Genomic DNA, 20554 nt, shown 5'->3' with positions numbered 1-20554 from the left:
GGAGGCCGTTCCGGTTTATATAATACATACGGGGGATGTATAAGGAACTGGGAAGAGATGAATACTATGGTCAGATATTTCGATAAATCACTAGGATTATCCATTCCCATAATGGACAGTAGTTGAACCATACTTCTTAAGAAAGCGGGGCAACATGTGAAATGAAAGCTACTGGAATTGTTCGCCGTATTGATGACCTCGGACGAGTTGTTATCCCCAAAGAAATTAGACGTACTCTACGTATCCGTGAAGGTGATCCACTGGAAATCTTCGTCGACCGTGACGGTGAAGTCATACTGAAAAAGTATTCTCCGATTGGCGAGTTGGGTGATTTTGCCAAGGAATATGCAGAATCGCTTTTTGAAGGAACAGGCCATATTACCATGATCACTGACCGGGACACTTTTATCGCTTTGGCTGGAGGTTCCAAAAAAGACTATCTTGAGAAGCAGGTTGGGGTGTTGCTTGAGAAAGTAATGGAGAGCCGGAAGACCGTGCTTGAAACGAATGCAGGCAGCTATGACATCGGTAAAGACCATCCGGAGTCCGTCTCTTCCTATGTGGTTGCACCCATAATTTCCGGCGGAGACCCGATTGGCTGTGTTGTGTTGCTGAATAAGGACGACTCCGTCAAAATGGCGCAGATGGAAGTGAAAATGGCCGAGACCGCTGCTGCCTTCCTGGGCAAACAAATGGAACAGTAAGGGTTTCGGTACGAAAGGCCCCGCTTCCCCTTTGGTGAATTAAGCCAAGCGGGCGGCGGGGTTTTTGTCGTGCGGTTCCCGATGGGTTATAATATTAGAAATTCATCCCATCATAGCAGTTATAGCTGTAGAAGCAGGTACATGTATGAAACATTCGCAGGGCTCCAGATTATTGCAAGGAGCATTTATTCTTAGTGCGGCAGCCATCCTCTCGAAGCTGATTGGCACTCTGCAGAAAATTCCACTGCAAAATTTGGGCGGAGATGCCGTATTCGGCATCTATAATACGGTTAATCCACTGTACACCATGCTGGTAACGGTGGCGATGCTGGGCCTGCCGTCCGCCGTCTCCAAATTCGTGGCAGAGACCTCTGCGGGCAGGGAGGAGCAGGAGGGGCGCCGGATCCTGAAGCTGTCTGCCCTCCTTACCGGAGTTAGCGGGATAGTGATTGGAATACTAGTCTATATAGGTGCGCCTCTTCTCTCGTCTTGGGTTGGTAATTCGCATATTATCCCTGCACTTCGGTTCAGTGCTTGGGGACTGGCCGTTGTTCCGCTAATGGCTGCCCTACGGGGATATTTCCAGGGCCTGCATAATATGGTGCCAACTGCTGTCTCCCAGGTAGCGGAGCAGTCGGTGCGCGTCGTCGTAATGATCGCACTGCTGCTGTATCTGACTTCCATCCATGCAGATGCGTCAGGCATTGCCGCAGGGGCGCTGCTGGGTTCAGCCGGAGGAGGTGCGGCAGGTCTGCTAATCATGCTGCTGTATCTGCGGAGGCACCGTCGCCGTCAAGCGGAGCAGAAGCTCGCTGCCGCATCGGAAATAGCGGCTAAGGCCTCATGGGCACAAGAGAAGAGAGCGGCTGCTCCCGCCAATCTGAAGTCGGGTACGCGAGTCCGGCAGCTGCTGGCTTATGGGCTCCCGGTCATGCTGGGAGCACTTGCTGTGCCGCTCATCGGGCTGGTGGATGTATTCACAGTCCCCCGCTTATTGTCCTCAGGCGGGAACCAGGTGTCAGCGATGGCGCAGTTCGGGATCTACAACCGCGGCCTGCCGCTGGTGCAGATCGTCACGATGCTCGCCACATCGCTGTCTGTAGTCTTCATCCCGGCATTGGCTGAGGCCAAGTATCGGGGAGATCTAGGGCTAATCCAGACCCGCTGCAGCCTGTCGCTGCGCTGGTTCTGGCTGCTTGGCCTGGCCGCCTCTATAGGCCTGGCGGTGCTTGCGGAGCCGATCAACGTGGCGCTCTACGGCGATGCTTCCGGCAGCAGCACGATGGCCTGGCTGGCCTTCACCGCCGCCGGCGGTACGGTCAGCATCATCTCGGCCGCGCTGCTGCAGGGCCTCGGCGCCGTGCGCGCGCCGGCGCTGCACCTCCTGGCCGCCGCGCTGCTCAAGGCGGCCCTGAACCTGCTGCTCGTGCCGCAGCAGGGCATTACCGGCGCGGCTATCGCAAGCGTCGCCGCGTATTTGTTCGCAGCAGCGCTGAACGTGCTGCTGCTGCACCGCCAGGGCCATCTGCGGCTGCGCCTGGCAGATGCCCTGCTACGGCCCGCGCTGCTGCTGGCGGGCCTGGCCCTGGCCGCTGCCGCCGTGAGCGGCGTTACCGGCGCCGCGGCAGAAGCCGCGGGCCTTGGCGGCAGCCGCACCGCGGCCCTGGCGCAGAGCCTGCTCGGTGTGCTCGCAGGCTGCGTCGTCTTTGCCATCGGCGCGATCACCCTGCGCCTGCTGGGCGAAAGTGAATTGCGCCAGCTGCCGGGCTTCGGCCCGGGGCTGGCGGAAAAGCTGAAGAAGCTGCGCCTGCTCCCCTAAGAAGCATACCAGCCCTGAGCTTTGATGAGATCATCACTCGGGTTTTCCTTTAATACCAGCAGTACATAGAGCGGTCATCTGCAAAAAGGCAGCGGCCGCCTGGAAGGAGTAAAATCGTATGAGTGCAATACTTACAGTGGTTGGGCTTGGCTCAGGGAATCCGGACCGGCTGACGCTGGGCATTATCAAGAAGCTGAAGGCGGCATCTGTGGTGTACGTGCGGACTGCTGAGCATCCGGTTATGGCAGCTCTGGCAGAGCTCGGGATTGCTTCACAGTCGTTTGATGGCCTGTATGAATCCCTGTCTTCTTTTCCTGAGGTATATGAAGCCATTACGGCAAAGTTGATAGAGGAAGCGGGCCTGGCTCCGTCTGGTACAGAAATTGTCTATGCCGTTCCTGGGCATCCCATGGTTGCTGAGTCGGCAGTTTCTTTGCTCCGGCAGCGTTGTCCAGAGGCGGGAATTAAGCTGGACATTCTCGGCGGAGAAAGCTTCCTGGACGAGGCCTTTGTGCGTTTGGGTTTTGACCCGATTGAGGGCTTTCAGCTTTTGGACGCCTCAGGCATCCGCAGCTCACAGCTTCAGCCTGAGCTGCATACGTTGATCGGCCAGGTGTACGACAGCTTTACGGCTTCGGAGACCAAGCTGTGCCTGATGGAGCTGTACCCGTCGGAGTATGAGGTTATTGTAGGCCATGCGCTTGGAGTGGAAGGTGAAGAGCGGATAGACCGCGTGCCGCTTTATGAGCTTGACCGCCTTACAGGCTATGGCAATCTGTCGCTAGTCTACATTCCGGCGAATCGTGAGGAGACGGCTAGACGGCGCAGCTTCGCCCGCCTGCATGAGATTGTTGATATTTTGCGCAGTCCGGAGGGCTGTCCTTGGGACCGGGAACAGACGCATGATTCGCTGCGGAAGAATCTGATTGAGGAAACCTACGAAGTGCTCGAAACCATTGACGAAGATGACCCGGACCATATGAAGGAAGAGCTGGGAGATCTGCTGCTGCAGATTATGCTGCATGCCCAGATGGAAGAGGAGCTCGGTACCTTTAACGTATATGACGTTATTGAAGGCCTCAATGATAAGCTGATCTTCCGGCATCCGCATGTATTCGGGGATACCGAAGCAGGCAATGCCGAGGAGGCGCTGAAGAACTGGGAGGGCATGAAGGCTGAGGAGAAACGGCGTAAGGGCCTGAAGCCCGAAGCGGATTCTGCACTCAGTGGGGTTCCCCGTGATCTTCCGGCGCTGATGAAAGCCTATAAGCTGCAGAAGAAAGCCTCCAAGGTGGGTTTCGACTGGGACAACGTGCAGGACGTTCTGGCCAAAATCCGAGAGGAGGCAGACGAACTGCAGGAGGCCATTGAGAATGGTGCTTCAGCGGAGGAGCAAATGCTTGAGCTGGGCGATCTGCTGTTTGCGGCAGCCAATGCCGCCCGTTTTATCGATGCGGATCCCGAAGAGGCGCTGACCCGCACTAACCGCAAATTTGTCTCCCGGTTTCATTATATTGAACAACAGTTGCTTAGCCAGGGAACAACCGTGCAGGAGAGCAGTCTGGAACAGATGGAGGCACTCTGGCAGGCTGCCAAAAAGGAAGAACGAAAGCTGTAATATCAGCTGCAATTCAACATGGAACCTTATATAAGATCCGCTATAATAGAGGAAATAGTATATAGAGTTGCCTTAAGGCCGGTATAGCCCTCTGATAAAGCGGCAATGCTGTGAATGCGCCCCAATCTCTGATTTGAAATACAAAGAGTAGTTTATAATGTTATAGTGCTATACGTTCTGGATTTCCAAGGGAAGCTGATTTCTAAAAAAATTGGCGGTTCATGGCAGGAATTCGGGTTAGCATCAAGAATATCATAAAGACGAAATGGTGGTTTGCGGCTTTGCCTGTCGCATAATCGCGTTTCATTTATTTTTTTGTATCCTAGGAGGAACTTCAAATTATGAACAAGACAGATTTGGTTAACAACATTTCCGAAAAAAGCGGACTTTCAAAAAAAGATGTTGAAGCTGTATTGAATGGAGTACTGGGCGAAATTACTGAAGCACTTGCACAAGGCGACAAAGTGCAACTGATCGGATTCGGTACCTTTGAAACCCGCAAACGTTCCGGACGTTCCGGACGTAACCCGCAAACGGGCACACCTATTGAAATTCCAGAATCCACTGTACCGGCCTTCAAGGCTGGCAACAAGCTTAAAGAAGCCGTCAACTAATGCGTCTCGATAAATTCCTGAAAGTCTCCCGTTTGATCAAGCGCCGCACAGTGGCTAAGGATGTGTCCGAACAAGGCCGGGTGCTGATCAATGGGAAGGAATCCAAGCCGAGCAGTACAGTGAAGATCGGCGACGAGATCACTGTGCAATTCGGTCAAAAACTTGTGACGGTCAAAGTGGAAAAGCTGGTTGAAACGACCCGCAAGGACGAGGCTGCAGGTATGTATACTCTGCTTCGTGAAGAGCCTGTTGCCAAAAGCAGCGGCCTTGACTGGTAAGCAGCTTCAGAAGAGTCCCGAGAAAGCGCAGCTCTGCATTATTGTAGAGTATGCGCTTTTTTTATATATTTTAGAGGTTTCATGCCACAAATGAACCTAATATTTCTCGTTTCCACTTTTGCAGTTTCTGTTCTATAACCTCCCCTCTCCCCATAGATTAGAATCAAGAAGGAGGGGTACATGCTATGATCGAACCAGCAAAAGTGAATAAACAGCATGATCTCCACATGCATAGCCGCAAACAGCTTGAACTTACCGGTGTGCAAAATGTGGAAAGCTTCGACAGCGAGGAGTTTCTGCTGCGTACGGAACTTGGCCATCTCACCATACGCGGGAATCATTTACATATCAAAAATTTAAGTCTGGAGAATGGCATATTGTCTCTGGAGGGCAATGTGCAATCCCTGATTTATCTGGATCCCGGAGCGCAGGGCAAAAATAAAGGATTACTCGGTAAGCTGTTTAAATGAATCCTGCCGTTCAGTGGATGACCCTGTTCTATATGATGCTGGCTGGCACAGCTATGGGACTGGCCTATGACAGCTACCGGGTGCTGTCGCTGAAATTAAGCTTTCCCAAGTGGCTCAATGCGCTTCTTGATCTCCTATATTGGTTATGGGCGGCGCTGCTGGTCTTTCGCATGCTTTATGCCGGAAATCAGGGACAATTGCGGTTTTATGTCTTTCTGGGCCTGTTCATAGGCGTATGGATCTATTTTTTGATCTTCAGTGTTACGATGCGCCGTTTTGTGGTAATGTTAATTCAGTCGGTTCAGTATACGTCCAGACTGCTATGGAGAGTTATAGAAGTGTTAATAGGTGTACCGCTGCGGTTGTTGTGGCGCCTCTTGAGAGGCATTTTGCAGCTGCTGGGCACAATCCTGTTATTTATTCTAAAGCTGCTGCTGCGTCTAACGAAACCCATTTGGGTATTTCCTGTAAGGTGGATCTCTCCACATGTTTCCCGGATGCGCAAAAGCGCCTGGGTCATGAGATGCACAGCATGGATACACACCAAAAGGAAACACTGACCCTGAACTGGAGGAACGCTGCATGAACAGAATCTCTGCGGATGAGAAGGGGAATAGCCATAACGCTTTGGCCGCAGGCGCGAAGAGAAGAAAATTCATATGGATGCTCGTCGTTGCTGTGTTTTTCGGCTGGGCCGGTTTTATTTTCTTTGCCCAGAGTGCGGCTATTGCAGATAAGAGTGAACTGCTCGCCAAGAAGCAAGAGAGCAATGCAACGGTGACTTCTTCCCTTAATCAACTGAAATATGAAGTATCCCGCTTGAATAATGACGAGTATGTCGGACAATTGGCGCGGAAATGGTACAATATGTATCCAAAAGGAGAAACACCTATTCGTACCGAGCAATCAGGGGAATAAAGCATGCCAAAAGGGGCTTTCGCTGTGTTGCCTTGATTTGTTCTTTACTGTATAATCAAATCACCGCAGACAGGATGGACTTTATATTCGTCTGTATATTTTTAAGGGAGGATCATTTTATTCTATGGCAATTGAAGTGGGCACCAAGTTAGAGGGCAAGGTGACAGGCATCACGCATTTCGGAGCATTTGTGGATCTGTCAGGAGGTGTCACAGGTCTCGTTCACATCTCGGAAATCGCCGATAATTACGTCAAAGATGTTAATGATCATTTGAAGATTGCTGATGTGGTGACCGTCAAAGTGATTAACGTTGACAAGGACGGTAAGATCGGACTTTCCATCAAGCAGGCCGTAGATAAACCTGCATCGGAAGTACGTCCCCCCAGAGCTCCAAGACCTGAACGTCCAAGCGGTGGAGACCGTTTCGGCGGCGGTGGCGGCAGTGGTGGAGGCGGCGGTGGTGGATTCAATCGTGAACGGGGAGGGCGTCCATTCAAGCCTGCAGCCGGTAAACCTTCATTCGAGGATAAAATGTCACGCTTCCTGAAAGACAGCGAAGAACGGATATCTTCGATCAAGAAGAACACTGAAGGAAAGCGCGGAGGCCGTGGGGCTAAGCGCGTATAGTTCTATACATGCACATCATTAATAACCGCCGGGGGTGTAATGCCCTTTGCGGTTTTTTTGTATGCCGGTAATGAATAAGCTTTCGAATTAGTAAGGGATTAAATAGGAGCGAAGTTCTCCTGTAGGGCTATTTTGTCGTCAGAAAACTAATTGCCGACAGTATCCTTGCCATTCTCACATAACTCCAAAGCAATCGCTGACGAATGATTGCATCCCCAGGCACGTCAAAGTTGGAAGCGGTTTCCATAATTTCCTTCAAACTATTGTCCCGCAAGGGATACGCAAGCTTTTCCACAGAATGTCGGCACAGGCTTTTTTGTCGGAAATTTCTTACGGGCTGCTCTCTGTTTCTGACAAACTTTCTAAAGACCCCCGCTATATAATGAGACTCATAAATTCTTATACGGGTGGTGCAGAGGAATGGGTAAAAGCAACGTGGTGAATTTGCCGGAGTGGACGAGAGCTGGAAGCAATGACAAGGGTCAGAGGGATAGCTGGGGAGAACGGGCAAAAGCGTGGAGTCTGAAGCAGCCTGTAATCCAGCTTTTCATAGTGAAAAAGTGGATGCTGCTTCTGAGTCTTATGGGCTTTTTGCTCGGCCGTGCGATGATTCTGGACGAGCTATCTCCCTTTGCTGTAGCTTATTTTGCCGTAATTGTATTTATGCGCAAAGATTCCATCCTGCCTGTAGCCGGTGCACTTATTCTTGGAAGCCTCTTCACTCCCTTCCCCGGCGCTGTGAGGGTAGCTGCTGAACTGATCATCTTTTTTCTGATTTATAAAGGCTTGGATAACTTTCAGAAGGTAGAGATATCCTATGCGCCGCTGATGGTTTTCGTCTCTTCGTTCATGGTGGGCTTGTTTCAAATCGTCATTGGACCCTCGATTACCTGGTATTCGCTGTTGATGGTCACACTGGATGCCCTGCTGGGATTTGTGCTTACTCTGGTATTCTTGCAGGCGCTTCCGATCTTTACGTATAAGCAAAAAAGCAGGGCGCTTCGTAATGAAGAAGTCCTTTGCCTAATTATATTGCTGGCCTCAGTGATGACCGGCCTTGTCGGCTGGAGTGTGGGCGGGTTATCGCTTGAGCATATTCTATCCCGTTATCTGATTCTGCTGTTTGCCTTGGCTGGGGGCGCTCCGCTCGGTGCTGCGGTCGGTGTAGTTACCGGATTAATCCTTAGTCTGGCTGATATCGGTGCCATCTATCAGATGAGCCTCCTCGCCTTTTCGGGGATGCTGGCAGGGATGATGCAATCCGGGCGCAAAGGCGCGGTCTCCATCGGAATGCTGCTGGGCTCAACCATTCTGTCCGTCTACTTCCTGGGTCCGGGTGATGTCATGGCCTCTACTTGGGAGACTAGCGTAGCGGTAGTGTTGTTTCTTCTCACACCAAAAGGGATGATTTCTGCCATTGCCAAGTACGTACCAGGTACACCAGACCATAGCCGTTCCCAGCATGAGTATGCGAGAAGAGTAAGAGATATTACAGCCGACCGGGTAACCCAGTTCTCGCAGGTATTCCGCCAATTATCAAGCAGTTTTGGACAGATTCCCCGTGCAGGAGAGGCAGGTAAATCGGATCGTGAAATGGAAGATTTCATGAATACCGTGACCGAGGGGGCCTGCTCGGGCTGCATCCGCCGTACCCATTGCTGGGATGCCAAATTTTATCAGACCTATCGCTATATGACCGATATGATGACAACCGTAGAGGAATGCCCTGACATTACAGCTGCCCAGCTTCCGCCAGAATGGGCCCGGATCTGCGGCAAAACTGCTGAGGTACTGGATGTGATGAAAGGTCAATATGATCTATACCAGCATGATATGCGCTGGAAAAGACAAATATACGATAGTCGCCAATTTGTTGCTGAGCAGCTGTCAGGCGTCTCCCAGGTGATGGAGGATCTGGCCAAAGAGATCAAACGTGAAGGGCAGGCGATGTACCGTCAGGAAAGCCAGATCCGTGAGGCACTGGAAAAGCTGGGTTTGTCCATCCACAGTATTGAGATTCTGAGTCTGGACCCGGGGCGGGTAGAGATCGAAGTAGTACATGCCTATACCCGCGGTTTTGATGAATGCCGGAAGATGATTGCTCCGCTGCTCTCTGACATTCTCGAGGAGAATATTGCAGTCATGAATGAAACAGCGGTTCATCCCCGTGAGGGGTTGTCGATGGTGACCTTTGGATCAGCCAAAGCCTATGAGGTCAATACAGGTGTAGCCGGAGCCGCCAAAGGCGGTGACATGCTGTCGGGAGACAGCTTCAGTACTGTGGAGCTTGGTAATGGAACCTTTGCTGTCTCGATCAGTGATGGTATGGGAAATGGAGAACGGGCCCGCATGGAGAGCAGTGCCGCACTCGGGATGCTGGAAAAGCTGCTGCAGTCCGGGATGGATGAGAAACTCGCGGTGAAGTCCGTTAATTCCATTCTACTCTTGCGTTCGCCCGATGAATTCTATGCTACTGTGGATATGGCACTGATTGATCAGTATTCAGCACAGACTACATTTATGAAAATCGCATCGGCTCCCAGCTTTATCCGGCGGGGAAGTGAGGTTATTCCGGTTACTGCCAGCAATTTGCCGATTGGTATCATTAAGGATATTGACGTTGATCTAGTCAGTATGCAGCTGCGTCCGGGGGATATTCTAATTATGATGACCGATGGTATTTATGATGCACCCGGATATGCCGTTAATAAAGAAATATGGATGAAACGCCTAATTCAGGAGCTTGAGGGAGATGATCCCCAGGAGCTAGCCGATGATTTGCTCGAAAAGGTTATCCGTTACCAGGGTAATGAAATCCATGATGATATGACGATCGTCGTCAGTCGTCTGGATCACTTCCATCCGGAATGGTCCAGCCTGCATATGCCCGGTATCGGCCGGATGGAGCGTCCGCGCACCGTAAGCTAATCTATCATTTAACTGGCTGTTCTCCTTATTCACAGTTGGTTTTTATCTAGAATCCCGCTAGTCGGTGTTTGAAATCTCTCTACCTTGGATATGCTAGAAACATATACAAGGAAGGGGAGTGATCGGTCATGAAGCAGATCCTGCTCATTACTGATGGTTGTTCAAACGTTGGGGAGAGTCCGGTGATGGCTGCGGCCCATGCCCGTCAGGAAGGCATCACCGTTAATGTGGTCGGTGTAGTCGATTATGGCACTATCGGAGAGCTAGGCAGCCGGGAGATTGCCGATATTGCCAAAGCCGGCGGCGGAATCAGCCGGATCGTAGGAACGCCGCAGCTTGCACAGACCATTCAGATGATGACCCGCAAGACGGTGGTTCAGACGATTCAACAGGCGGTTAATAAAGAGGTAAAAAAAATACTTGGTGAAGGCTCGCTGGAAGAGTTGCCGCCGCTGCAACGCTCACAGGTGGTTACTGTGGTGGATGAACTGACCGAAACCTCACCACTGCGTATCGCGCTTTTGATAGACGCAAGTGCGAGTATGAAGCCGAAGTTGGGTGCGGTAGAAGATGCGATCCGTGATCTGGCGCTAAGTCTGGAGGCCCGGGAGGGCAAGAGCGAAATAGCTGTTTTCCATTTTCCCGGACGCTCCAGCAATGAGGATGCCGTTCTGGATATGGACTGGACACCTAACGTGTCAGAGGTCCGCTCCCTGTTCTCTAAGCTAAAAATGCGTGGGGCTACGCCTACCGGACCGGCCATTTTCAAGGTGCTTGAGCATTACCATTATGATACACTGGATGGACACCGTGAACGCCTAACCGATGGCGGTTACGATGAAAAAGAAGGGATGATTGGTGGGTATGTCGTCTAATCCGCCCTATCCTGCCGGCACGGTAATCAGCGGTAAATGGCGGGGGAACCGTTATGTCGTTGAGCGGATGCTGGGAAGGGGAGCGAACGGAACCGTATATCTTGTGCAGCGTGAAGGAAGACGGGAGTACTATGCCCTCAAGATTGGTAACGATACCCTTGAGCTGCAATCGGAGATCAATGTTCTGACCAGCCTGCAATCCAACAGGAAGCGGAAAGAGCATCGTGCACACCGTGAATCTCCCTTGTCTTCCTACCTGCTCGAATCGGATGATTTTAAGGACGGCGATAGCGTGCCGTTTTATGTGATGCGTTATATGGAAGGCCGTCCGCTACATCATTTCTTAGCCAAGAACGGCGCTTCCTGGCTTGGGCTGGTTGGCCTTAAGCTGTTGGAGAAGCTACAGAATCTGCATGAATGCGGCTTTGTGTTTGGGGATTTGAAGCCGGAGAATGTAATGGTGTCCAATTACGGAGATGCTGAGCTGATTGATTATGGTGGCGCCATCCCGCTGGGCCGAAGTGTGAAGCAATTTACTGAATGGCATGACCGGGGGTACTGGAATGCGGGCAGCCGTATGGGTGATGAGAATTATGATCTATTCGCCTTTGCTGTGCTGTGTCTTCGTTTACTGGATGAAGAAGGGTTGAAGACAGCTGCTTCTCAGCTGCCACAGACCAGAAGTGCTGACGAGCTGATGAGGCTGGCCAGAACTTTACCTGATAAGAAGCTCGCTTCTTGGCTGTGTCTGGCACTTAAAGGCGGGTTCCCGGGAACGGAGGCCGCAACTGAGGCCTGGAAGACCCATATTTACAATTCAAGAAAACCGGGGAAAGAATCAATGGCGACACCTGGCTGGTTAAAAAGTGCATTCGCCCTATCCCTATTTTTGCTGGTATTTACGATTTACTATGTTGTACGATTTTGAAATTATACATATTATCGGGAGAGCCTGACATCTCAGGCCCGGCCCGTGACCGGGTTAGAAAGGGAACCGTATGGATCAAATGAAAGAACTGGTGGAATCCGTATTGGAGTCTGCAGCCGAGCATCAGCTGTGGTCACCTAATGACACTATTGTAGTCGCAGTTTCCGGAGGGCCGGACTCTGTGGCTCTTTTGCATATTATGCACGAAATTTCACTGAACCGGATGCCGCTAACTTTAATCTGTGCTCATGTGAATCATGGCTTTAGGGCAGAATCGGCCGATGAAGCGGATTCTGTCCGTACCATGGCCCGGGAGCTCGGAATTCCCTTTGAGCTGGCAGAGTTTGATATACCGTCTCTCGTCAAGGCGAGCGGTCTAGGACCGGAGGGCGCAGCACGGAAGATGCGGTATCAGTTTCTCATCGATACGGCGCACCGCTATGGTGCCCGTTCGGTTGCGCTTGCCCATCATGCAGATGATCAGGCAGAGACTGTACTGATGCGTCTGCTTCGGGGAAGCGGTTCTTCGGGCCTAGCGGGTATGCGCTGGAAACGTACTGAAAAAAAGGTGGAACTGATCCGGCCCTTCCTGCGTATTAACAAAACAGCACTTGTCGGCTTGTGCCGGCAGGAGGGACTTTCCTATGCTGAGGATGCCAGTAATTTACTGACGGAGTATAGACGCAATGCCGTAAGGCTGGAGCTGATTCCAAAGCTTGAAGAGTACAATCCTAAAGTGAAGCAATCGCTTCTTCAATTGTCCGAAATTGTTCAGGCAGAGGATGAATTCATGGAAACGGCTACTCAAAAATGCTTTGACGAGCTGGTTGTGGTCGATTCTGGCAAATGTACACTGAAGAGAGCTTCATTTGTGGCCCTGGCCTCCGCTTTACAACGGCGTTTGATTAAACTAATATTAAATTATCTGTCGGCGGAAACATCAAGCTTGGATTTTCCCAAGATTGAAGCAATACGCCGGGGAACGCTGCAGGAGCATCCCACTGTATGGACTTTGAATTTGGGATACGGACTGACCTGTATGCGGCAATACGATACTATAGTGTTCTTGTCCAAGCCTCCGAAGCAGCAATTAAGCTATACATATCGGCTTTCTTTGCCTGATTCCCGTATTGAAATTAAGGAGATAGGAAAAGTATTGACGATGTCGGTGCTGGAGAGAGAAAATTTTTCTGTACTGGGGGAGGACTTTGGGGAAAAGTTGGCGTGGTTTGACAGCAGAGAGCTGGTCCTGCCACTCACCATCCGTTCCCGTTTGCCTGGAGATACCATAAGGGTTATGGGATTAAACGGAAGCAAAAAGGTAAAAGATATTTACATTGATGATAAAATACCTTCTTCCGAACGCTCTGCGATTCCCCTGGTTTGTGATGGTTTGGGCAATATCGTCTGGATTCCGGGCGTTAGACGCTCGATGCATGCCGCAGTAGGGCGGCACACGGCCTCGGTTCTTTTATTGTCTCTGGAGGATCTGGAGAAGGGCGAAGAGGCGTAATGGTCAAAGTAAGTCTTTCATAGTATAACTTAGGAGGTTCGCAAGTTGCAGAACGATATTCAGGAAATCTTGATCAGCGAAGAGGAAATTCAACAAAGAATCAGGGAACTCGGCGCCCAGCTGAGTACGGAATATGCAGGACGCACGCCACTCGTCATTTGTGTGCTAAAAGGCGCGTTCATCTTTATGGCAGATTTGGTTAAAGTTATTACAGTGCCGGTTGAAATGGATTTCATGGCTGTATCCAGCTATGGCGCATCCACCAAATCCTCAGGAGTTGTCAAAATCATCAAGGATTTGGACGCTTCCGTTGAGGGACGTGATGTCCTCATTGTGGAGGACATTATTGATAGCGGGCTTACGCTCAGCTATTTGATTGAAATGCTCCAAGGCCGTAATGCTGCGTCAGTGACAGTGGTCACTTTGTTCGATAAACCCGCAGGACGCACAGTTAACCTGGAAGCCGCTTATACGGGATTTGTGATTCCGGACGAATTCGTAGTAGGTTATGGACTCGATTATGCCGAGCAGTATCGGAACCTCCCTTACGTCGGTGTACTGAAGCCTGAAGTTTATTCCAAATGAGCTAATCGCAGCCTTAGATCTACGGATCGTTCCATGAACTCTGACAATTTGAGGAGTCTGGGCAGGCTATGGTACAATAACTTGAGCGTTGTGAGAGGAGGTAGGGGATGAATCGGTTCATCCGGAATTCTGGTTTTTATTTGATTTTATTTTTAGTCGTGGTGGGCATTGTCCAGTTTGTAAGCAATGGAAATGAATCCGCCGATTTCCCTAGATATGATGAGTTAAGACAGGAGATCAAGAATAACAATGTGAAGAGCATGACGATTCAGTTCGAAGGCAATGCTTTTGCCGTAACCGGCGAATATAAGCAGCAGCCTGAAGGTGCTAAGTCGAAGAACTTCTCCACATTTGTTCCTCCTACAGATCAAGCTATCAATGAACTCATAGCTGCCAGTGATGATAATGGCGTAGAGTTAACGCAGAAGAAAATGGAGGGTGACAGCATTTGGCTGACGTTCCTTTCTTCCATTATTCCGCTGGTTATCATGTTCATCCTGTTCTTCTTCCTGTTCAATCAGGCACAGGGTGGCGGCGGCAAGGTAATGAATTTCGGTAAGAGCAAGGCCCGCTTGTATAATGAAGAGAAGAAGAAAGTTAGTTTCGAGGATGTTGCAGGGGCCGATGAAGAGAAGCAGGAGCTTGTCGAAGTCGTGGAATTCCTGAAAGATCCGCGTAAATTTGCTGCAGTAGGTGCCCGCATTCCTAAGGGTGTACTTCTCGTAGGTCCTCCAGGTACAGGTAAAACCCTGTTGGCCCGTGCGGTAGCCGGGGAAGCCGGGGTTCCTTTCTTCAGTATCTCTGGTTCTGACTTCGTCGAAATGTTCGTCGGTGTCGGTGCATCCCGTGTGCGTGATTTGTTTGAGAATGCGAAGAAAAATGCACCTTGTATCATCTTTATCGATGAAATTGATGCGGTTGGACGTCAGCGTGGCGCAGGACTTGGCGGCGGACATGATGAACGTGAACAAACCCTCAACCAATTGCTCGTAGAAATGGACGGTTTTGGCGGCAATGAAGGAATTATTATCGTGGCGGCTACCAACCGTGCAGATATCCTTGACCCCGCGCTGCTTCGTCCGGGACGGTTTGACCGTCAGATTACAGTAGATCGTCCGGATGTGAAAGGACGCGAAGCTGTACTCAAGGTTCATTCCCGTAATAAGCCATTGACGAAGGATGTTAGACTTGATGTTATCGCTAAGCGTACTACAGGTTTTACTGGGGCTGATTTGGAGAACCTGCTAAATGAGGCAGCCCTCCTGGCCGCACGCCGTAACCGTAAGGATATTTCTATGAATGAAGTAGATGAAGCGATTGACCGGGTAATCGTAGGTACCGAGAAACGCAGCCGTGTCATTAGCGATCGTGAGAAGCGTATTGTAGCTTACCACGAAGCAGGTCATACAATTGTCGGTTATTTCCTGGAACATGCAGATATGGTTCACAAGGTTACGATCATCCCGCGCGGCCGTGCAGGAGGATACGTGATTATGCTTCCAAAAGAAGACCGGATGCTTGTCACTAAGCAGGAATTGCTTGATAAGGTAACCGGACTCCTTGGCGGACGTGTTGCTGAAGAGTTATTCATCGGCGAGATTGGTACTGGCGCGTACAGTGACTTCCAGCAGGCTACACGAATTGTTCGCAGCATGATTATGGAATACGGTATGAGTGATAAGCTGGGACCTATGCAGTTCGGTACATCTCAGGGCCAGGTATTCCTGGGCCGTGACATCGGGCATGAGCAGAATTACAGTGACTCCATTGCATACGAAATCGATCAGGAAATGCAGAACTTTATCCGTAGCAGTTATGAACGCTGCAAAGAGCTGCTGACCAAATATTCCAAAGAGATGCACCTGATTGCCAACACACTTCTCGAAAAAGAAACGCTGGAGCTGGATCAGATCAAAGAATTGATCGAGCAAGGTTATCTGACAGAAGACGGCAAACCGGTAGAAACTGCTGGCGTTACTCACGAAGAAGGCGAGCCTGTCATTGATTCGATCGGTGATGTGCGTGTCCGCATTCAAGGTAAAGCTGATGATACATCCACTACCATCGGGGACTTGTCCAAGGATATTCCGAACAACCCGGATACTCAGAGTGGAAACGGCTCGAATGATGGCAATAAAGACGGCGGCGGAAGTCTCGTCTAGATTGTATCTGACTGAATGTCTGTAAAATGATCCGGAGAACCCTAGGGTACTCCGGATTTTTTGGTCTTCCCAGTAGCTTGGAGGGCCTGTTTTGCCAGCCGGGTTACATTGACAGTGGGTGGAACGTTGTGTACATTAGTGATTAAATATTAAATAATATATGGTTAAGCACCTGCAGGGCTGAATGGCTGCTGCGACCCCGCTTACTGTGGGGGAATTGGATAAGTATGTGACGGCTGAAAGCCGTGAAGACATAAGGGGGAGAACAGACCGTGGAAGCTCTGGCGCTTGAGCGCAAGCAGGAACAGAACCGTGAACTTCGTGTGCGCCTTGAACAGCTTAAGAAAGAACGGAACGCAATTATTTTGGCTCATTATTATCAGCGTGATGAAATTCAGGAAGTTGCAGATTTTCGGGGAGACTCTTTTTTACTTGCTCAAAAGGCAGCAGAAACTGATGCCGATGTGATCGTATTCTGTGGTGTCCACTTCATGGGAGAGAGTGCCAAAATTCTGGCACCAAATAAAACGGTCCTTATTCCCGATGAACGCGCCGGCTGTCCGATGGCCGACATGGTGAATGTGGATGGCTTGCGTAAGCTGAAGGCTCAGCACCCGAATGCCAAAGTCGTTACCTACATCAATTCTTCGGCGGAAATTAAGGCGGAAACGGACATTTGCTGTACATCTGCTAATGCGGTGAAGGTCATTGAATCGCTGGATGCCGAAGAAATTATCTGGGTACCTGACAAGAATCTGGGTCAATATGTTCAGGATCAGACCGGCAAGAAGCTGATCATCTGGGAGGGCTATTGCAATACCCATGACATGCTTACCGTCAAAGATGTAATAGAAATGAGAGCGAAATACCCGGAAGCTGAATTTGTGGTTCATCCGGAATGCCGTCCCGAGGTAGTGGCCATGGGCGACTATGTCGGCAGCACTACATCCATTATTGATTATTGCAAGAAATCCGAACGTAAGCAGTTTATTGTCGGAACAGAGGATGGCACCGGCTATCAGCTTCGCAAAGACAGTCCGGATAAAGAGTTTCATTTTGCCACCAAGTTCTTGGTTTGCCCGAATATGAAAGTCAATAATCTCAAAAAACTGGTCAAATGCCTGGAGACGATGAAGCCTCAGATTTATGTACCGCCTGTTGTCGCCGACAAAGCCAGAACCTCCTTAGAGCGCATGCTACAAGTCCGGTAGCATGCGCTACTCTTTCGTTGAAACAGGTGAAACGTGGTCATGATTCCACAATATTTGGTTGATTTCAATCTTAGCGAGCTTCCAACAGTCCAGACGGATTGTATCGTTATCGGTTCGGGCATCGCCGGCTTGTTCACAGCAATCAAAGCCAGTGAAGACCGGAAAGTGATTCTTATAACCAAAAAGACACTGATGGAGAGCAATACCCGTTATGCTCAGGGCGGTATAGCTGCTGTGTTTGCCGAAGATGATTCTCCAGTGTACCATCGCCAGGATACACTGATGGCGGGAGCGGGACTTAACTCTTCCACTGCTGTTGATGTGCTTGTAAATGAAGGGCCTGAAGGGGTACGTGAGTTAATCCGTTTAGGTACGCTTTTTGATAAAGAGAACGGCGTGATTGCCCTCACCCAGGAAGGGGCCCATAGCCACCGGCGCATCTTGCATGCCAATGGGGATGCTACCGGATATGAAATTGTACGCGCTTTGTCAGAACAGATAACGGAGCATGAAAACATCGACGTATGGGATGATCATTTTGTGATCGATCTTATCACTAACGAAGGAGAATGTGTAGGTGCCCTGGTCCAGCGCCCTGGTGGCGGACGCTTGTTTCTACAAGCGGATGCGACCGTACTGTGCTCCGGGGGAGCCGGACAATTGTATCGTTATACCACTAACCCTGAGGTGGCAACTGGAGATGGTGTGGCGATAGCGTACCGGGCCGGAGCGCATATTCGCGACATGGAGTTTATTCAGTTCCATCCCACAGCACTCAGCTATCCGGGGGCACCGCGTTTTCTGATCTCCGAGGCGGTCCGCGGTGAAGGAGCGGTGTTGCGTAATATCAATGGTGAACGTTTCATGGAGCGCTATCATGAACTGCTGGAGCTGGCGCCCCGGGATATCGTCGCCCGTGCCATCATCAGTGAGATGGAGCTGACCAAATCCACCTTTGTGTACCTGGATATAACCCACGAATCGGCAGAGATGGTCAGACACCGTTTTCCTACTATCTATGGAACCTGTATGAGCTATGGGCTGGATATTACAAGTGATTGGATTCCAGTGGCTCCGGCAGCGCATTATATGATGGGGGGCATTAAGACCAATCTCAATGGTGAGAGCAATATCTCACGGTTGTTTGCCTGTGGGGAGGTATCCTCTACCGGAGTGCAAGGAGCCAATCGTCTGGCCAGTAATTCACTGTCCGAGGCTGTCGTCTTCGGGCGGAGAATTGTTGAACGTATCCGTCAGCTGCCGCCTCTTAACCACAGTGTTATAACAGCAGGATGCGATGAAGGAAGAGTGGAGTCCCCAACCCAGGCTATTGTAGAGCGCCGTCTGAAGGTACAGAAGGTTATGGTGCGATATGCAGGTCTGCGGCGGAACGAAGAGATGCTGCTTAAAGGATTAGATGAATTGAAGCGTCAACTGCCTATTTTCCATTCGGCTTTGACCAAACGCGAAGAATACGAGTTCGCGAATATGCTGACCTGTAGCCTGCTGATTACTGAAGCAGCTTTAGCACGTCATGAGAGCCGAGGGGCCCATTACCGTGAGGATTATCCGCAGCGTGATGATGCCCACTGGCAGAAGCATCTGCTTCAGATTCGTGAACTGGGAATAGTGGAGGAATTAAGTGATGATGTTTAATGGCTACAATGAAGAACTGTTGCAAATAATCAAGGGCTGGCTGCATGAGGATGTCGGCTCCGGCGATATCACAACCCGCACAACGATTCCCATGGGACACGAATCTAAGGGGATTATCCATGCCAAAGAAGATGGTATTATCTGCGGTGTTCCTGTGGCGGAGCTGGTATTTGAGGTGGTAGACCCTTCCCTTGTGTTCACTGCCCTGGTACAAGAAGGTCAGGCTATAACCAAAGGGACAGTGATCGCTGAGGTGGAAGGCAGTACGCATTCGATTCTCACCGGAGAACGTTTGGCACTTAATTTAATGCAGCGTTTATCGGGTGTGGCTTCGCGTACCCACTCTTTTGTGCAGAAGCTTGAGGGATTGCCTTCCCGGCTGGTGGATACACGCAAAACAACTCCTGGGCACCGGATGCTGGAGAAATACGCTGTTCGTATTGGGGGTGGCGCCAATCACCGGTTCGGCCTCTACGATGCCGTAATGATTAAGGATAACCACATCAAAGGAGCCGGGGGTATTCGTCAGGCTATCGGACGGGCCCGGGCCAATATTCCGCACACGATGACCATTGAAGTGGAGACGGAAAGCCTGGAGCAGGTAGAAGAAGCGATCGCGGCAGGGGCTGATATCATTATGCTGGACAATATGTCCCCTGAATTGATGACTGAAGCGGTAAGAAGGATTAAGACCAAGGCGCCGCATGTCAAGACTGAAGCCTCCGGCAACGTGTCCTTAGAGACGGTCCGCCGCATTGCTGAGACCGGGGTGGATGTGATTTCTGTTGGCAGGCTCACCTATTCCTTCTCCAGTCTGGATATCAGTCTGGATTTGAATGCGAAGAAGGAGGAGCTCTTCTCATGATGCTTGCTGTAGATATCGGTAATACGAACATTGTTCTTGGGGTATACCGGGGTCGTGAACTGCTCCATCATTTCCGACTTAGCACTGCCCGTCAATCGACATCGGACGAATACGGTATTTTGATTCATAATTTGTTCCATATGTCGAATATATCATTCAAAGATGTAGAAGGAGTCATTATTTCCTCGGTTGTTCCGCCACTTGTACAGGTTATTGTGGAGATGTGCGTGAAATATATTGGCAAGGAACCGCTGCTTGTTGGCCCGGGCATTAAGACCGGGCTTAATCTACGGTATGAGAATCCGCGCGAAGTTGGCGCTGACCGGATTGTAAATGCGGTTGCTGCCATAGAACAATATAAGTGTCCGCTGGTTGTCGTTGATTTTGGAACAGCGACTACGTTTGATTGCATTGATGCCGGTGCAAACTATCTTGGCGGTGCAATTGTACCTGGGCTGGGTATTTCTACTGAAGCATTATATCAGCGGGCATCCAAGCTGCCACGGATTGAGCTGGAGAAGCCGAAGAAAGTAATTGGACGCAATACCGTACATGCTATGCAGGCAGGGATTATTTTTGGCTATGCAGGTCAGGTTGAAGGTATTGTGAGACGTATTAAGCTGGAGATGAATGCACCGGTGCTGAAAGTAATTGCTACCGGAGGTCTAGCGACACTCATTGCCGGTGAAACGGAATGTATTGATGAAGTTAATCCCATGCTGACGCTGGAAGGCTTGCGTATTATTTACGATCGTAACAAATAAAGATATAGAGCCTTTATG

The 20554-nt window shown here is 50.3% G+C and carries 19 protein-coding genes; all 19 read left to right on the top strand.

Features of this window, described 5'->3' with window-relative positions; genetic code table 11:
- Window positions 1–161: 161 nt before the first annotated feature.
- The 19 genes from spoVT (at window position 162) to ACAN54_RS28920 (ending at window position 20536) form a co-directional block, all read left to right on the top strand.
- Entirely contained in the window at window positions 162–704 is a 543-nt protein-coding gene (gene spoVT, locus ACAN54_RS29010) for a stage V sporulation protein T (protein ID WP_379164004.1), read from the top strand.
- Between the two features lie 145 nt (window positions 705–849).
- Window positions 850–2523 carry a putative polysaccharide biosynthesis protein gene (locus ACAN54_RS29005; protein WP_379164001.1) on the top strand — a complete coding sequence of 558 codons (1674 nt, stop codon included), beginning with the start codon at window positions 850–852 and terminating at the stop codon, window positions 2521–2523.
- A gap of 118 nt (window positions 2524–2641) precedes the next feature.
- Complete coding sequence (gene yabN / locus ACAN54_RS29000) at window positions 2642–4141, top strand: bifunctional methyltransferase/pyrophosphohydrolase YabN (protein ID WP_379163998.1); 1500 nt, start codon at window positions 2642–2644, stop codon at window positions 4139–4141.
- Window positions 4142–4482: 341 nt separating this feature from the next.
- Complete coding sequence (locus ACAN54_RS28995; RefSeq protein ID WP_379163995.1) at window positions 4483–4755, top strand: HU family DNA-binding protein; 273 nt, start codon at window positions 4483–4485, stop codon at window positions 4753–4755.
- Window positions 4755–5033 (top strand): RNA-binding S4 domain-containing protein, encoded by a 279-nt coding sequence (locus tag ACAN54_RS28990; protein ID WP_038584395.1) that lies wholly within the window; start codon window positions 4755–4757, stop codon window positions 5031–5033. The genes ACAN54_RS28995 and ACAN54_RS28990 overlap by 1 nt, the downstream gene beginning before the upstream one ends.
- A gap of 185 nt (window positions 5034–5218) precedes the next feature.
- On the top strand, window positions 5219–5503 hold the full coding sequence (gene yabP / locus ACAN54_RS28985) for a sporulation protein YabP (protein ID WP_379163992.1): 285 nt from the start codon (window positions 5219–5221) through the stop codon (window positions 5501–5503).
- Window positions 5500–6063: a spore cortex biosynthesis protein YabQ gene (gene yabQ, locus ACAN54_RS28980; RefSeq protein WP_379163989.1), complete on the top strand. Its 564-nt coding sequence runs from the start codon at window positions 5500–5502 to the stop codon at window positions 6061–6063. Before yabP ends, yabQ begins: the two co-directional genes overlap by 4 nt.
- Window positions 6064–6085: 22 nt before the next feature.
- Window positions 6086–6421, top strand: a complete 336-nt coding sequence (locus tag ACAN54_RS28975) for an FtsB family cell division protein (protein ID WP_379163986.1) — start codon at window positions 6086–6088, stop codon at window positions 6419–6421.
- A gap of 124 nt (window positions 6422–6545) precedes the next feature.
- Complete coding sequence (locus ACAN54_RS28970; protein ID WP_042132690.1) at window positions 6546–7049, top strand: S1 domain-containing RNA-binding protein; 504 nt, start codon at window positions 6546–6548, stop codon at window positions 7047–7049.
- A 420-nt stretch (window positions 7050–7469) separates the two neighbouring features.
- Entirely contained in the window at window positions 7470–9977 is a 2508-nt protein-coding gene (spoIIE, locus tag ACAN54_RS28965; RefSeq protein WP_379163983.1) for a stage II sporulation protein E, read from the top strand.
- Window positions 9978–10105: 128 nt separating this feature from the next.
- A complete protein-coding gene (locus ACAN54_RS28960) occupies window positions 10106–10852 on the top strand; it encodes a vWA domain-containing protein (protein ID WP_379163980.1) in 747 nt (248 codons plus the stop codon).
- Window positions 10842–11780, top strand: coding sequence for a serine/threonine protein kinase (locus ACAN54_RS28955; RefSeq protein WP_379163977.1), 939 nt, complete (start codon window positions 10842–10844; stop codon window positions 11778–11780). Before ACAN54_RS28960 ends, ACAN54_RS28955 begins: the two co-directional genes overlap by 11 nt.
- 70 nt (window positions 11781–11850) lie before the next feature.
- Window positions 11851–13293, top strand: a complete 1443-nt coding sequence (gene tilS, locus ACAN54_RS28950) for a tRNA lysidine(34) synthetase TilS (protein ID WP_379163975.1) — start codon at window positions 11851–11853, stop codon at window positions 13291–13293.
- Between the two features lie 45 nt (window positions 13294–13338).
- Window positions 13339–13878 carry a hypoxanthine phosphoribosyltransferase gene (gene hpt / locus ACAN54_RS28945; RefSeq protein WP_379163972.1) on the top strand — a complete coding sequence of 180 codons (540 nt, stop codon included), beginning with the start codon at window positions 13339–13341 and terminating at the stop codon, window positions 13876–13878.
- A 107-nt stretch (window positions 13879–13985) separates the two neighbouring features.
- The gene (gene ftsH / locus ACAN54_RS28940) at window positions 13986–16040 is read left to right on the top strand and encodes an ATP-dependent zinc metalloprotease FtsH (protein ID WP_379163969.1); all 2055 of its coding nucleotides are present in this window, start codon (window positions 13986–13988) and stop codon (window positions 16038–16040) included.
- 272 nt (window positions 16041–16312) lie between these two features.
- Window positions 16313–17251, top strand: a complete 939-nt coding sequence (gene nadA / locus ACAN54_RS28935) for a quinolinate synthase NadA (protein WP_379163966.1) — start codon at window positions 16313–16315, stop codon at window positions 17249–17251.
- A gap of 39 nt (window positions 17252–17290) precedes the next feature.
- Window positions 17291–18907 carry an L-aspartate oxidase gene (gene nadB / locus ACAN54_RS28930; RefSeq protein WP_379163963.1) on the top strand — a complete coding sequence of 539 codons (1617 nt, stop codon included), beginning with the start codon at window positions 17291–17293 and terminating at the stop codon, window positions 18905–18907.
- Window positions 18897–19772 (top strand): carboxylating nicotinate-nucleotide diphosphorylase, encoded by an 876-nt coding sequence (nadC, locus tag ACAN54_RS28925; protein ID WP_379164087.1) that lies wholly within the window; start codon window positions 18897–18899, stop codon window positions 19770–19772. The genes nadB and nadC overlap by 11 nt, the downstream gene beginning before the upstream one ends.
- The gene (locus ACAN54_RS28920; protein WP_379163960.1) at window positions 19769–20536 is read left to right on the top strand and encodes a type III pantothenate kinase; all 768 of its coding nucleotides are present in this window, start codon (window positions 19769–19771) and stop codon (window positions 20534–20536) included. The genes nadC and ACAN54_RS28920 overlap by 4 nt, the downstream gene beginning before the upstream one ends.
- Window positions 20537–20554: the final 18 nt, after the last annotated feature.

The organism is Paenibacillus diazotrophicus (assembly GCF_042610465.1).
The sequence above is the reverse complement of the archived record's forward strand: the minus strand, read 5'-3'. Positions and strand labels throughout refer to the sequence as shown.